This window comes from Rathayibacter sp. AY1F3 (genome assembly GCF_002931975.1).
GTDB lineage: Bacteria > Actinomycetota > Actinomycetes > Actinomycetales > Microbacteriaceae > Rathayibacter.
The window spans coordinates 16,818-31,327 of record NZ_PSVF01000031.1; the positions used below are offsets into that span (position 1 = coordinate 16,818).

The following is a 14,510-nucleotide window of genomic DNA, read 5'->3' on the forward strand; positions in this document are numbered from 1 at the left end:
AGAGGCCTCACGAATGAGACGACGACTCCCCCTGGCCACCGTGGCGGTGATGGCGCTGACGGCGGGTCTCCTGTCGGTCGGCCCCACGGCCCAGGCCGCCCCCACCACCTCGCTCGACGCCGCGAAGGTGCTCGAGCTCCCGTTCGACGGGTCGCTCGCCGACACCAGCGGTCGTGGTACCGCCCTCGGGATGCAGAAGGGCACCGCCTCCTACGGCACCGGCCTGAACGGCCGGGCGTTCGAGTTCACCGGATCGAACGCGATCTCGCTCGGCACTGCGGCGGCGCTGCAGCCCGCCGACCTCACCGTCTCGTTCTGGTACAAGCCGACCAGCGCGATGACCGGTGAGCAGGTCTTCACCTGGAACAAGACCGCCTACAACTCCGACGGCTGGTACCTCACCTCCGAGGGCGACGGCACTCCGCTCGCCCTCTCGATCGGCCCGTCCGGCGGTCAGCCGTACAAGGTCGCCGTCGAGACCGCCCGCTCCGGCTTCTTCCCCGCGGGGGAGTGGACGCACGTGGTCGCCACGTACGACAAGAGCACCAAGGCCGTCGCCTTCTACCGCAACGGGGTGAAGCAGACCGCCGTCGTCAAGACCGCGCCGTCCTCCTCCGCATCCGGCGTCCTCGGCTCCGAGAGCACCTCGACGAAGACCCTCGGCTTCAACGGCCCCCAGTACAACGGTGCGCACCTGCGCGGCCTGCTCGACGACTACGCGCTCTACAACGGCGTCGCGACCACCACCGACGTCGTCGCCCTGACGAAGGCCGGCAACCCCTCCTTCGACCCCGCGAGCATCGCACGGGCCGACCTCGAGCTGGTCGCCCCGCCCGCGAGCACCAGCACCGGCTTCACCCTGCCCACCGTCGGCGCGAAGGGGTCCGCCCTCAGCTGGACCTCCTCCGACCCGGCGACCGTCGCGATCAGCGGAGGCACGGCCGCGGTCACGCCGCCCACCGGCTCCGCGACGCAGGTCGTCCTCACCGGCTCCGCCACCTACGGGGGCAGCACCGCGGTCACGAAGACCTACACTCTCCAGGTGCAGCCCCGGGGAGTGAAGACGTCGAACTACCTTCTGGAGGCCGGCCTGTCCGACGTCTCCGTGCAGGACCCCTACCTCGAGAACGGGGAGCAGCAGACCGTCGAGTACCTGCTGAGCCTCGACCCCGAGATGTTCCTCTACTCCTTCTACCGCGAGGCCGGGCTCACGCCGACCACCAGCGGCGGATACGGGGGTTGGGAGCGCGAGAACGGCACCCGGTTCCAGGGCCACTTCTTCGGCCACTACCTCTCGGCGCTCTCGCAGGCCTACGCGACCGAGGAGGACGCGGCCACCAAGGCGGCTCTGCTCGCGAAGCTCACCGCTTCCGTCGACGGTCTGAAGAAGGTCCAGGACGCCTACGCGCTGAAGGACCCCGCGAACGCCGGCTACGTCTCGCCGTTCCCGACCCGCTACCTCCCCTCGGGCGGAGACGGCCTGCTCGTCCCCTTCTACAACCTGCACAAGGTGCTCGCAGGCCTCCTCGACGCCCACGACCAGGCGCCCGACGCCGTCTCGCAGAAGGCGCTCGTCGTCGCCGGCGGCTTCGGCAGCTGGATCACCGCCTGGGCGGGCCGCCAGGCCAACCCCGGGCAGCTCCTGAACACGGAGTACGGCGGAATGAACGAGGCGCTCTACCGCCTGTACGAGACCACGCACGACCCGGCGCACAAGCGCGCGGCCGAGTACTTCGACGAGACCGCGCTGTTCCAGAAGCTCGCGAACAACGAGGACGTCCTCAACGGGCTGCACGCGAACACGACCGTCCCGAAGCTGATCGGCGCGCTGAAGCGCTACCGCGTCTTCACCGACGACCCGGCGCTCTACGCCACGCTCACCGCCGCGGAGAAGTCGGATCTCGACATGTACCGCCGTGCCGCCGAGAACTTCTGGCGCATGGTCGACGAGACCCACACCTACGCCAACGGCGGCAACAGCCAGTCCGAGCACTTCCACGCACCCGGCACCCTGTACGAGTACGCCACGAACGGCCAGACCACCGGCTACGGCGAGAACTCGACCTCCGAGGGCTGCAACATCTACAACATGCTCAAGCTCACCCGGGCGCTGTTCCAGGTGACCGAGGACGTGAAGTACGCCGACTTCTACGAGGAGACGTTCATCAACGGCGTCCTCTCGGTGCAGAACCCGGACACCGGCATGGTGACCTACTTCCAGCCGCAGACCGCGGGCTACGCCAAGGTCTTCGGGCACGAGCTCGACGAGTTCTGGTGCGACCACGGCTCGGGTATCGAGAGCTTCACCAAGCTCGGCGACTCGATCTACTTCGAGAAGCCGAAGACCGTCTTCGTGAACCAGTTCCGCTCCTCGGTCCTCCGCTCCTCCGCGAACAACCTCCGGCTGACCCAGACGGCGGACATCCCGAGCACGGACACGGCGACCCTGAGGGTCGAAGCGCTGGCCGGAGGAGCCGTGGCCGCGGACACGACCCTCAAGCTGCGCGTGCCGTCCTGGATCGACGGAGCGCCGACGCTCACCGTGAACGGTGCCGTCCGTGCCGTCACGGCCCAGGCCGGATACGTCTCGGTCGCCGTCGCCGCCGGTGACGTGCTGACCTGGAAGCTGCCCGTCGCGGTCAGCGCGGTCGCGGACACGGAGAACCCCGACTGGACCGCGTTCCGCTACGGACCGGTGCTGCTGGCGACCGAGCTCAACCGCTCGAACGTCGAGGCGTCCTACGTCGCCGGCGTCCTGGTGCGCATGGGCACGGCCGACAAGTCCGTGAACTCGAACGTCGTCGTCGCGGACTCCGCGGCCTGGAAGTCCGCGGTCCGCGGCAACCTGGTCCGCCTGCCCGACGGCGCGGACGGCAACGGCCGCACGACGATGCGCTTCGGCATGAAGAACGTCGACGCCGCGTCCGCCGCCCGGGTGTTCACTCCGTACTACAGCCTCTACAACGCCCGCTACGCGACCTACATGACCCTGATCGAGCCCGACTCGGCCGCGGCCCAGGAGCTGATCCGGACGCAGAAGGAGCAGCTGCGCGTCGACGAGACGACCATCGACTCCCTCACCTCGTTCGACAACAACAACAGCGAGGCCGACAAGAACTACAAGACCGCGCGGTCCGGAGTCGGCACCTGGCGCGGGGAGGGCTACCGCGACGGCGAGCGCTCGGCGGAGGCGTACTTCCAGTACGACATGATCGTCGACCCGGCTCTGCCGGCGAACTACCTCGGGGTCCGCTACTACGGCGGCGACGCGGGACGCACCTTCGACGTCTACCTCAACGACGTGAAGCTCAAGACCGAGGTGGTCTCGGGAGCGGCCGGAGCGACGAGCTGGTACGTCCAGTACGACCGGATCCCGGCGTCCGTCCTCAGCGGCCTCGCCGCGAAGGACAGCTACAAGCGCGACCAGAGCGGGAAGTACGTGCTCGACGCGCAGGGACGCAAGATCCCCGTCGTCACGGTGCGCTTCCAGGGCACCGGGTCCAGCTACGTCGGCGGCGTCTTCGGGGTCTACACCACGGAGTCGACCACCTACGCGGTGGACCCGGAGCTGACGAAGCTCTCCTCCGACGTCGGGACGCTCTCGCCGACGCTCGCCGCCGGGGTGCGGGACCACACCCTGACGGTGCCGGCCGGCACGACCAGCGTCTCGCTCGACCTCGACCCGGCCGTGCCCAGCGGTCTGGTGAAGGTCGACGGCGTGCTGATCGACGACACGCTCCGCCGCACGGTGCCGCTCGCGGCGTCGGGCACGACGAGCGTGGTCGTCGAGTCGTCGGCGCAGGACCACACGACCACCGCGACCTACCGCCTCACGATCGTCCGCGCCTCCGCGGCGACGGTGCCGACCACCGTGACGGCCACCAGCCGCTGCGTGGCGGGCAAGGTCGTGGTGACGGTCTCCGCTCGGAACGACGCGAAGGTCCCGGCGGCGATCACCATCGCGTCCTCCTGGGGCTCGAAGTCGTTCACCGGGATCGCTCCGGGGTCGAGCGCGTCCCACGCCTTCACCACCCGCGCCGCCTCGGTGGCCGCGGGCTCGGCGACGGTGACCGCGACGGCCACCCTGGACGGAGCCGCGGTGACGACCACGAAGCAGGCCGCGTACTCCGCTCTCACCTGCAAGTGACGTGACGACGACGGCCGCCGGGGATCGCCCCCGGCGGCCGTCGTCGTCAGTCGGAGGCGCGGTAGAGGCCCTGGAGCAGCCCGATGACGTCGCCCAGGACGGGCGGCGGGTCGCTCCGGATCCACGCGGCGTGCACGGGGACCGGCGGGGCGTCGCGGACGACCCGGTAGGCGAGGCCCTGCCGTCGGTACTGGCTCACCGTCGACTCCGCGGTCACTCCGCGGGCGGAGCCGCTGCTGATCACCGTGAGCCAGTCGTCGACGTCGGTCGTCGGGACGGTGATCCGCGGCCGGTCGTGCTCGGGCCAGAGGTCGAGCCGGGTGCTCCCGGTCCGGTCGTCGAGCGCCAGCGGAGCGGTCGCCACCTGGGCGAGGGTGACCGTGCGCTTCGCGGCGAGCGGGTCGTCGACGGACAGCGCGCAGTAGCGCTTCTCGGTGCCGATCAGAGCCGACTCGACGTCCGCAGCCGGAGATCCGCGCCGGAGGATCGCGAGATCGCTGAGGCCCTCCGCGAGCCCCGCGGTGGGGGTGTTGGAGCGGATCAGCCGCAGCTCGTGGCGGGGGAGCGCCGCGGCCCAGCGGCGCTGGAACTCCTGGGTGTGCTCGCCGAGAGCCGACCAGGCGTACCCGATCCGGATCGTGTCCGTCCCGGCCGCCGCCTCCTCGCGAAGGTCGTCGACGACGGCCAGGACGCGGCGGGCGTGCCGCAGCACCCGCTCGCCCGCCGGCGCGAGCTCGACGCTGCGGGTCGTCCGGTGGAGGAGCCTTCGTCCGAGGACGGACTCGAGCGCCGCGACGTTGCGGGAGACCGCCGTCTGGGAGATGCCGAGGTCGATCCCCGCGTCGGTGAAGGTCCCGGCGTCCACGACGCCGACGAACGACCGGAGGTGGCGCAGTTCCAGATCCATGACCGCATCCTATTCATGCGGTTCCCGCATCGATCGGACCGGTGATGCATTGTGAGCCGGGGCCGGACGGCTCGCAGACTTCCGGCATGACGAAGCAGCTCCCCGGCGACGGCCGGACCGTCGGCGTCGCGACCGCCCTCGCGAGCGCCCTCTCGAACCAGCTCGGGGCGGCTTCCGGGACTCTGGCCTTCCCGGTCCTGGGATCCGTCGGAGTGGTCGCCGTCCGGCAGATCGTCGCCGCGCTGATCCTCCTCCCGGTCGTGCGGCCGCGGATCCGCGACCTGACCCGCGCGCAGTGGTGGCCCGTCCTGCTCCTCGCCGTGGTGTTCGGAGCGATGAACCTCACGCTCTACGCGGCCATCGACCGCATCGGGCTGGGGCTGGCGGTGACCCTGGAGTTCTGCGGGCCGCTGGCGGTCGCGCTCCTCGGCTCCCGGAGCAGGACCAGCGCGCTCTGCGCCCTCGTCGCCGGAGCGGGCGTCGTCGCGATCGCCGGGCCGAGGCCCTCGTCCGACCAGCTGGGGATCGCGCTCGGTCTCGCGGCCGCGTGCTGCTGGGCCGCGTACATCCTGCTCAACCGGATCATCGGACTCCGTCTGCCCGGAGCGCAGGGGACCGCCACGGCGACCGGGATCTCCGCCGCCGTCTTCCTGCCCGTCGCCGTCGGGACGCTCGTCACGACGCATCCGGACGCGGGCACCGTGCTCCTGGCGGTCGGCGCCGGCGTCCTCGCGACGGCGGTCCCGTTCGTGGCGGACGTGATCGCGCTCCGGAGGCTGCCGGCGAGCGTGTTCGGGACGCTGATGAGCGTCAACCCCGTCCTGGCGGCCCTCATCGGCGCGGTCGTGCTCGGGCAGGACGTCGGCGCGGCCGGATGGATCGGCATCGCCCTCATCGTCACCGCGAACGCGGCGGTCCTCCGGCGGGGGCGTCGCGCGCGGTGAGGCCCGGCGGCGGGCCGAGCAGCTCGACGACGGCATCGAGCACCGCATCGGTCCTCCGCGCCAGGGGGGAGTCGGCGGAGACGAGCGCGCTGATCCGCTCGCGGGCGACGCGGCCGAGCGGCGTGATCCCGATGATGCGCTGCCGCTGGTCCGTCGGCGACACCCGGCGCTCGACCAGTCCCCGCGCCTCGAGCTGCCGGCAGAGGAAGGTGACGTTCTGCGGGGTGCAGTGCGCTCGGGCGGCCGCCTCGCTCATGGACGGAGCGGGCTCGTCGGGGTCGATGCTCCAGAGGAGGTGGGCGGTCGTGGCGGTGATGCCGTACTCGCGCAGTGCCGGAGCGAGCGCCTCGTCGGTGCGCGCCACCACGTCGTAGACCGCGGCCAGTGCGTCCGCCAGCCGCTCGTCCCGTCGTGTCGCCATGCGAGCAGAATATCGCTTCAAGTCCTGAAGCATGTACGGTGAAGCTTCAAGTAGTGAAGGGAAACCGAGCCCTTCCGAGACCACCGCGCCCCTTCTCGGGCGCCGAGGGGAGACCGCGTGGAGATCGCACGACTCGACGGGCGCACCGTCGTCGTCACCGGGGCCGCCGGCGGCATCGGCTTCTTCGTCGCGGAGGGACTCGCCCGCCTCGGCGCACGGGTCGTCGTCGCCGCCCGCTCCGAGGCTCGGGCGCACTCGGCCATCGGGCTGCTCCCCGACCCGGGCCGGCACCGCCACCTGCCGCTGGACCTCTCCGACCGGGAGTCGATCCTGTCGGCGGGGGACGCCCTCCGGCGCCTCGGCACCCTCGACGGCATCGTCCTCAACGCGGGGATCATCGCCGCGCCGAGGACCGCTGCGACGGGCGCTTTCGGCGTCGAGTCGACGGTCGGCGTGAACGTCCTCGCGCACCTCGAGCTCCTGCGCTCCGCACTGCCGGCGCTCGAGGAGGCGCCGGCCGCGCGGATCGTCAGCACCGGCAGCATGCTCACCCGGCGGATCCCCTTCGACCCCGACGACTGGCTCTCGCAGAAGTCCTACCGCCCCCGCGTCGCCTACGCGATGTCCAAGCACGCCGCGGAGATCCTGGGGTTCGAGCTCGACCGGCGCCTCCTCGAGGCGGGGTCTCGGATCCGCTCCGTCGTCGCCCACCCCGGCGGCGCCATCGACGCCCTCACCCCCGAGCGGCCGCCGCTCCACGAGCGGCCGCTGCCCGTGCGGCTCCTCGCACCCGCCCTCGCGCCGCTGGTCTCGCGCCTGGTGCAGGGGAAGGACTCCGCGGCGCGACCCGCCGTCGCCGCCGTCGCCGCACCGACACTGCCGTGGAACGCCTACATCGGCCCCCGCCACGGAGCCGCGGGGGAGCCGGTGCTCGCGACTCCCGTGCCCAGCTCGACCGACGCGGCGCTGGGCGCGCGGCTCTGGCATGAGGCGGAGGCGATCCTCGGCGGCCCGGTCCTCGGGGCGCTCTGACGGACGGGCCCTCGTGGGGGGCCGGCGGAAGAGGAGGCGCGGCGGCGAGCAGCCGACCCGAGCGGTCCGCGGCACCGTCACTCCGGACCGCGGAGGGGGAGCGGGGCGCGAGTCCGTCGCGCGGGTCCGAGCGCGCCTGCTCCGAGCCCACCGCACGGGACCGGCGTCGACGATCCTCACCGTCGGCGATCTCGAGACGGATCCGGGCCGACGCCGGGCCGACCTCGCGGGTCGGCCCCTCGACCGACCCGGCCGCGGTCACGCCGCTGTGCGTTACCTGTTCGTTATGAAAAAGGCGCCTACACGACCAAACCAGGGACACCCTGGGAAACGGCAGGTCGCGGGAGAAAACTCTCCTCCATGAACCAGACAGCGGCACCCGTGCGCGAGCATCGAGCTCTCTACTTCCTGCTCGCCGCCCTCGCGGGCATCGTCACGGGCGGAGTCCTCCTCGCCGTCGCCGAGCTCATCGCCCTCGCGGTCGCCCGCACCGCGAGCCCCGTGCTCGCGCTCGGCGCCTTCATCGTCGACATCGTCCCGCGCCCGCTCAAGGAGTTCGCGATCGAGACGTTCGGCGAGAACGACAAGACCTTCCTGCTCGGCAGCGTGGGCGCCGCGGTCGTCGTCGCCGCCGCGATCGCCGGAGTGCTCCAGCTGGTCCGCCCGCCGCTCGGCCAGGTGCTGCTCGTGATCGCCGGCGGCCTCTCGATCGCCGCCATCGTGACCCGCACCGGAGCGTCGCCGCTCGCTGCGGTGCCCACGCTGGTCGGACTCGTCGTCGCCGTCGTCGTCATGCACCTCCTCTTCACGCGCCTGCGCGGCTGGCGTGCGGCCCGGGCCTCGGAGGCCAGGGGAACATCCTCCGAGGCCCGTCCGGGCGCCCTCGAGCGCCGCGGCTTCTTCCGCATCGCGCTGATCTCCGCCGTCGGCGCGGCCGTCGTCGGCACCGGTGCCCGCCTGGTCAACGCGGCGACCTCCTCCCTCGCCGGTGTCCGCGACGCCCTGCGCCTGCCGTCCCCGCGCAGCACCGTCTCGGTCCCCGCGGGCGCCGAGCTCGACATCGAGGGCATCACCCCGCTCTACACGCCGAACGCCGACTTCTACCGCGTCGACACCGCCCTCACCGTGCCCAACCTGGACCCGTCGGCCTGGTCGCTGAAGATCACCGGCATGGTCGACCGCGAGGTGACGCTGAACCTCCAGCAGATCTTCGACATGGGCCTCGACGAGTACGGCATCACCCTCACCTGCGTCTCGAACCAGGTCGGCGGCAACCTCGTCGGCAACGCCAAGTGGCTCGGCGTACCCCTGCGCGACGTGCTGAAGATGGCCGGCGTGCAGAGCGGAGCCGACATGCTCCTCTCGACCAGCAGCGACGGCTACACGGCGTCCACCCCGATCACCGCGGTCACGGACGAGAACCTCGACGCGATCCTCGCCGTCGGCATGAACGGCGAGCCCCTCCCGTTTGAGCACGGCTTCCCGGTGCGGATGATCGTGCCCGGCCTCTACGGCTACGTCTCGGCCACCAAGTGGCTCACCGAGCTCAAGGTCACCACCTTCGAGGCCGACCAGGCCTACTGGACCCCGCGCGGCTACTCCGCCGAGGCCCCCATCAAGATGTCCTCGCGGATCGACACCCCGCGGATCGGCGTCCCCGTCACCTCGGGCGCTCTCAAGATCGCTGGCGTCGCCTGGGCGCAGAGCATCGGCATCGAGAAGGTCGAGGTGAGCATCGACAACGGCGACTGGCAGGAGGCGACGCTCTCGACCCCGGTCAACCTCGACACCTGGGTGCAGTGGTTCGTCGACTGGGACGCCCAGCCCGGCTCGCACTACGTCGCGGTCCGCGCGGTCGACAAGAACGGCATGGTCCAGATCGAGGACCGCGCGCCGGTCGCGCCCGACGGATCCTCCGGCTGGCAGCGCACGCTCATCAACGTCACCTGACGCCCTGCGGAGGCGCCGATCCCCGTGGGTCGGCGCCTCCGGTGCGTCCGGCGTCCGTCGCGACGACGCCCCCGCAGTGCGGACGGCCCTGACGCGACGTCGCCTTGGCGGCAGGCACCGCGGCACGTCCCGCGCCGGCGCGCAAGCCTCCGCGGCGGCGCGGCCCGTGAGGAGGCGCCGCTCTAGCCTTCGAGGATGCGCTCCCGGCTCCTCCACCTCCGCGAATCCTTCTGGTTCCTCCCGGCCCTGTTCGGCGTCCTCGCCGTCGGGCTGGCGCTGGGGCTGGTCGAGGTCGACCACCTGCTGGTCCGCGCCGGCGTCAGCGACATCCCCCTGATCGAGGACCTGTCGCCGACCGGCGGCCGGGCGATCCTCTCGGCGATCGGCGGGACGATGCTCGGCGTCGCCGCGACCTCGTTCTCGATCACGATCTCGGTGCTGGCGACCACGTCCTCCGCCTACGGGCCCCGGCTGGTCCGCAACTTCATGGCCGACCGCGGCAACCAGGTCGTCCTGGCGGTGCTCACGTCCACGTTCCTCTACTCGCTGATCGTGCTGCGCGCGGTGCACACGGAGGAGGACGCGTCGCTGACGTTCGTGCCGGTGGTGGCCGTCTCGTTCTCGGTGCTGCTCGCGGTGGGCGACGTCGCGGTGCTCGTCTACTTCATCCACCACATCGCGCTGTCGGTGCAGGTGACGACGCTGCAGCAGCGGGTGCTCGGCGAGCTCGTCGACGTCATCGAGCGGCTGCACCCGGAGGACGGGGAGGAGCCGGCGGAGGCGGAGGGGGCCCTGCTCGCGGAGGAGGCCCTGCCGCCGGCGGGGCGCGAGCCAGGCGTGCTGCGGGCGGTGCGCGGGGGCTACGTCGAGCAGCTCGAGATCGAGCGGCTGGTCGCCCTGGCCCGCCGCGGCGACGCGCGGCTCCGGGTGCTCGCGCTGCCCGGCGACCACGTCCTCGTCGGCGACCCGGTGCTCGAGGTCCTGGAGGGGTCGGTCGCCCAGGAGGAGGCGGTCGCCGCGGTCGTCGTCGCCGACGCGCGCACCCCGCACCAGGACCTCCGATACGCCGTCCAGCAGGTGGTCGAGATCGGAGTCCGCGGGCTCGCGACCGGCACGAACGACCCGTACACCGCGGTCGGCGCCGTCGAGGCCCTGACCAGCGCGCTCGTCGACCTCTGCGGCCGGCCGGAGGCGCGCGGCCGCTACTCCGACGCCGACGCAATCGTCCGCCTGGTCGTCCCGTGGCCTCGAGCGGGCGAGCTTCTGGCCGACGTGTTCCTCGCCCTGCGCTCGTACGCGATGGAGCAGCCGCTCGTCGTCCGCGCCGGCGTGCGCCTCGCCGAGCGGCTCGCGGTCGTCGCCCGCGGCGGGACCCGCGTCGAGCTGCACCGCCAGGTCCAGGCGTTCGCCGCCGCGCACGCCGCCGCCGACGGCGACGCCCTCGAGGCGCCGGCCCTGCGCGCGTCGCTCGCCGCGCTCGAGGCTCGCCTCGCGGCCTGACGCCCGGCCTGCCCGGCGCTCCAGGAAGCCACGCCGCCCGTGGAGTGCTCGAATCGATTCGAGTAGGCTCGGCGCATGACAGAGAACACCACTGAGCTGCGCGTGGGGGTCGTCGGCCTCGGCTTCGCCGGCACCACCCACCTCGACGCCTTCCAGTCCCTGCCCGGCGCCCGCGTCGTCGCGCTCGCGGGCCAGGAGGAGGCGCGCCTGCACGAACTCGGCGCGACCCGCGGCGTCCCCGACCTCTACGCCGACTGGGAGGAGCTCGTCGCCCGCGACGACCTCGACGTCGTCTCCATCGGCGTCCCGAACCACCTGCACCACCCGATCGCCGTGGCCGCGCTCGCGAGCGGCAAGCACGTCTTCTGCGAGAAGCCGCTCGCCACCACCGCCGAGCTGGCGGCCGAGATGGTCGAGGCCGCCCGCACGAACGACCGGGTGCTCGAGATCGCCTACAACCACCGCCGCCGCGCCGACGTCGCCTTCCTCCGCGACTACCTCGACGACGCGCCGCTGGGCGACGTCTACCACGCCCGCGCGAGCTGGCAGCGGCGCACCGGCATCCCCGGCATCGGCTCCTGGTTCACCAGCAAGGAGCTCGCCGGCGGCGGCCCGCTCATCGACCTCGGCTCCCACGTGCTCGACATCGCGCTGCACCTGCTCGACGAGCCGCGCGTGACCAGCGTCTCGGCGGTCGCGTACGGCGAGATCGGCCGCTCCGGCCGCGGAGGGCGCCCGCACGGCGTCGCCGCCACCGGCACGCACGCGTTCGAGGTGGAGGACTTCTCGAGCGCCCTGCTGCGCCTCGACAACGGCCGCTCGCTCCAGCTCGACGCCTCCTGGGCCAGCTACTCGAAGGTCGACGAGGACATCGAGGTCGAGCTGCTCGGCTCGGCCGGGGGCGCGCGCCTCCACATCGCCGACTACGCCACGGAAGGGACTCTGACGCTCTACTCCGAGGTCGCCGGAGCGCCGACCGTCTCGCACCCCGACGTGAAGGTCCCCGCCGGACACCACCGCTCGGTCATCGCCGAGTTCCTGGAGGCCATCGCCTCGGGAGCCGACGCGCCCGCGGGCGGCCCCCGTTACTCCGGCCACTACGGCGAGTACGCGCTGCACCGCAGCCGGGTGGTCGACGCGATCTACCGCTCCGCCGCCGAGAAGAAGGAGGTGGCGGTCGCATGAGCGCCCCGATCGAGGTCCTCGTCTGGAACGAGTTCCGCCACGAGACCCGCGGCGACGAGACCGTGCTGCGCCACTACCCGGACGGCATCCACCGCGTCATCGCGGACGGGCTCGCGGAGTCGCTCGGCGACGCCGTCTCGGTCCGCACAGCGACGCTCCCCGAGCCCGAGCACGGGCTCACCGAGGAGGCGCTCGCGACGACGGACGTGCTGCTGTGGTGGGGGCACATCGCGCACGAGGAGGTGTCGGACGAGGTCGTCCAGCGGGTCCTGCGGCACGTGCAGGAGGGGATGGGGATCCTGGTCCTGCACTCGGGCCACTACTCGTCGATCTTCAAGGCGCTCATGGGCACGACCTGCTCGCTGAAGTGGCGCAACGACCGCGACCGCGAGCTGGTCTGGACGATCGCGCCCACCCATCCGATCGCCGAGGGCGTGCCCAGCCCGCTGATCATCCCCGAGCAGGAGATGTACGGCGAGTACTTCGACATCCCGGTACCGGAGGAGACGGTGTTCCTGTCGACGTTCACCGGCGGCGAGGTGTTCCGCTCCGGCGTGACCTACACCCGCGGCCTCGGGAAGGTCTTCTACTTCTCGCCCGGCGACCAGGACTACCCCGTCTACCACCACCCGGACATCCGGCGCGTGCTGGCGAACGCCGTCCGCTGGGCCCGCCCGACCCGGCCGCGCACGCCCCTCACGGCCGACCACCACCCCCGGGGCTGGTTCGAGTCCTGACGCGGTCCCCTCCCTCTCCGCGGGATGCCGCTCCGGTACGCGACACGCCGTGCCGGGCGTACCGACGTGGCGTCTCGCGGGGAGGTACTGGGGGGATGCAGCAGTCGGAGGGGCGCGAGCCGGACGAGGTGCGCCGGTACGGGGAGGCGCCGGAGCAGATCGCGGACGTCTTCCGCGGGGCGCCCGGCGAGGCGCATCGGCCGGTCGTGCTCGTGCACGGCGGATTCTGGCGCGCGCGGTGGGACCGGCGGCACGCCCGGCCGCTCGCGGCGGCGCTGGCCGACCGCGGGCACGACGTGCTCCTCCCCGAGTACCGGCGCACGGGCGACACGGGAGGCGGCTGGCCGGGCACCGGCGACGACGTCCTGGCCGTGCTCGCGGCGCTCCCGGCGCTGCTGCCCGGCGCCGGACCGGTCACCCTCGTCGGCCACTCCGCCGGCGGCCACCTCGCCGTCTGGTCGCAGGCCGCCCGTCCGTCGCCGCACGTCGCGGCCGTGGTGGCGCTGGCGGGCGTGCTCGACCTGGCCGCCGCCTCCGCCGACCGCCTCAGCGACGACGCCGTGGGCGAGCTCCTCGGCGGCGACCTCGCGCTGCTCCCGGGCGCCGACCCCGCGCAGCTGCCCGCGCCGCCGCAGCCGACCACGCTGATCCACGGCGTGCTCGACGAGGACGTCCCCGTCGCCTACAGCCGCCGATACGCCGACCGGCATCTTGCCGTGCAGCTGCACGAGCTCGCCGACGCCGACCACATGGCGCTCGTCGATCCGACGACGCCCGCCTTCGCGATCCTCCTCGCCGCGCTCGCCTGACGCGCGATCGCACCCCCTCGCCCGTCGGCGTGCGCTGGGGACGGATCGCGACACACCGCCCGCCGACGCGCGACGGGGACAGGCCCCCTACAGGACCGGCGGGTACAGGAAGAGCGGGACCTGCGCGGTGGGGAAGGTGCGGGTGACGTAGCTGTGCTTCCCGCCGTAGTTGTACTCCTCGAGGAGCACGGTGCCGTCGTCGTTGACCTTCTGCACGTACGAGACGTGGTTGTAGGTCCACCACGCGACGCAGCCGACGATGGGGACGCTGCTGGTCGCCCAGCCCTTCGCGGCCCAGTTGTCCGGCCACTCGTAGGCGCTGCCGCCGAGCGGGGTGATGTTCCCCCACGTGTACTTCCACGGCGCGGAGGTGCGACCGGCGTCGCGGTTGAGGCGCCAGGCCACGAAGTCGACGCACTCGCGGTAGTAGTAGCCGAGGGGCGAGAGTCCGCCGCCGTCGTCGTCGATGGTCTCGTAGGGCCACGGGTAGTCGTCGCCGACCGCGCGGGTCTGCACGGTCGAGAACTCTCCGCCGTTCGATCCGGAGAGCACGGCCGCCTGGCGGCTGGCCTCGTCGAGCTGCGCCTGGGTCGGTGCGGCGAAGGCGTCGCGGACGGCGGTCTGGCCGGCGGCGTCGGAGGAGACGGTGAGGTTCTGGAGGCCGACCCGGTTCGCGGCGGCGCGGCCGGTCGCGGTGGCGGAGGAGCTGCGGGCGCCGTACGCGGGGATCGCGGCCGTGGCGAAGAGGCCGCCGACCACCGAGAAGGTGCCGAAGGCCAGGGCGCGGCGGCTGAGGCCGCGGGCCCGGGTGGGCTCGGCGGCGCGGGGAGCGACGGGGCGGGAGGCGGACGCGCGGCGCGGTGAGGCCGGGATCGACC

11 protein-coding genes are annotated in these 14,510 nt (G+C 72.6%); 8 read left to right on the top strand and 3 right to left on the bottom strand.

The window, feature by feature from the left end; translation table 11 throughout:
* The first annotated feature begins 13 nt into the window (after positions 1–13).
* Positions 14–4,147: a beta-L-arabinofuranosidase domain-containing protein gene (locus C5C39_RS14650; RefSeq protein WP_104353717.1), complete on the top strand. Its 4,134-nt coding sequence runs from the start codon at positions 14–16 to the stop codon at positions 4,145–4,147.
* A gap of 46 nt (positions 4,148–4,193) precedes the next feature.
* Here the strand turns inward: C5C39_RS14650 and C5C39_RS14655 are convergent, their stop codons facing one another.
* Entirely contained in the window at positions 4,194–5,054 is an 861-nt protein-coding gene (locus C5C39_RS14655) for a LysR family transcriptional regulator (RefSeq protein WP_104353718.1), read from the bottom strand.
* 86 nt (positions 5,055–5,140) lie between these two features.
* Between C5C39_RS14655 and C5C39_RS14660 the strand changes: the two genes are divergently transcribed.
* Entirely contained in the window at positions 5,141–5,998 is an 858-nt protein-coding gene (locus C5C39_RS14660) for a DMT family transporter (RefSeq protein WP_104353719.1), read from the top strand.
* On the opposite strand, the gene C5C39_RS14665 is transcribed toward C5C39_RS14660, so the two are convergent.
* Positions 5,952–6,419, bottom strand: a complete 468-nt coding sequence (locus C5C39_RS14665; protein WP_181073444.1) for a MarR family winged helix-turn-helix transcriptional regulator — start codon at positions 6,417–6,419, stop codon at positions 5,952–5,954. The genes C5C39_RS14660 and C5C39_RS14665 overlap by 47 nt on opposite strands.
* A gap of 117 nt (positions 6,420–6,536) precedes the next feature.
* On the opposite strand from C5C39_RS14665, the gene C5C39_RS14670 reads away from it, so the two are divergent.
* From C5C39_RS14670 to C5C39_RS14695, 6 genes are all read left to right on the top strand, one after another.
* Positions 6,537–7,451: an SDR family NAD(P)-dependent oxidoreductase gene (locus C5C39_RS14670; protein ID WP_104353721.1), complete on the top strand. Its 915-nt coding sequence runs from the start codon at positions 6,537–6,539 to the stop codon at positions 7,449–7,451.
* 360 nt (positions 7,452–7,811) lie between these two features.
* The gene (locus C5C39_RS14675; protein ID WP_104226578.1) at positions 7,812–9,401 is read left to right on the top strand and encodes a molybdopterin-dependent oxidoreductase; all 1,590 of its coding nucleotides are present in this window, start codon (positions 7,812–7,814) and stop codon (positions 9,399–9,401) included.
* Positions 9,402–9,596: 195 nt separating this feature from the next.
* Positions 9,597–10,901: a DUF2254 domain-containing protein gene (locus C5C39_RS14680; protein WP_104353722.1), complete on the top strand. Its 1,305-nt coding sequence runs from the start codon at positions 9,597–9,599 to the stop codon at positions 10,899–10,901.
* Between the two features lie 75 nt (positions 10,902–10,976).
* Positions 10,977–12,086, top strand: a complete 1,110-nt coding sequence (locus C5C39_RS14685; RefSeq protein WP_104273851.1) for a Gfo/Idh/MocA family protein — start codon at positions 10,977–10,979, stop codon at positions 12,084–12,086.
* The gene (locus tag C5C39_RS14690; RefSeq protein ID WP_104226581.1) at positions 12,083–12,823 is read left to right on the top strand and encodes a ThuA domain-containing protein; all 741 of its coding nucleotides are present in this window, start codon (positions 12,083–12,085) and stop codon (positions 12,821–12,823) included. Before C5C39_RS14685 ends, C5C39_RS14690 begins: the two co-directional genes overlap by 4 nt.
* Positions 12,824–12,918: 95 nt before the next feature.
* The gene (locus C5C39_RS14695) at positions 12,919–13,632 is read left to right on the top strand and encodes an alpha/beta fold hydrolase (protein ID WP_104353723.1); all 714 of its coding nucleotides are present in this window, start codon (positions 12,919–12,921) and stop codon (positions 13,630–13,632) included.
* Positions 13,633–13,719: 87 nt separating this feature from the next.
* Here C5C39_RS14695 and C5C39_RS14700 read toward each other — a convergent pair.
* Positions 13,720–14,510, bottom strand: a 791-nt coding sequence (locus C5C39_RS14700) for a CHAP domain-containing protein (RefSeq protein WP_104353724.1), incomplete at its 5' end; no start/stop codon positions are given.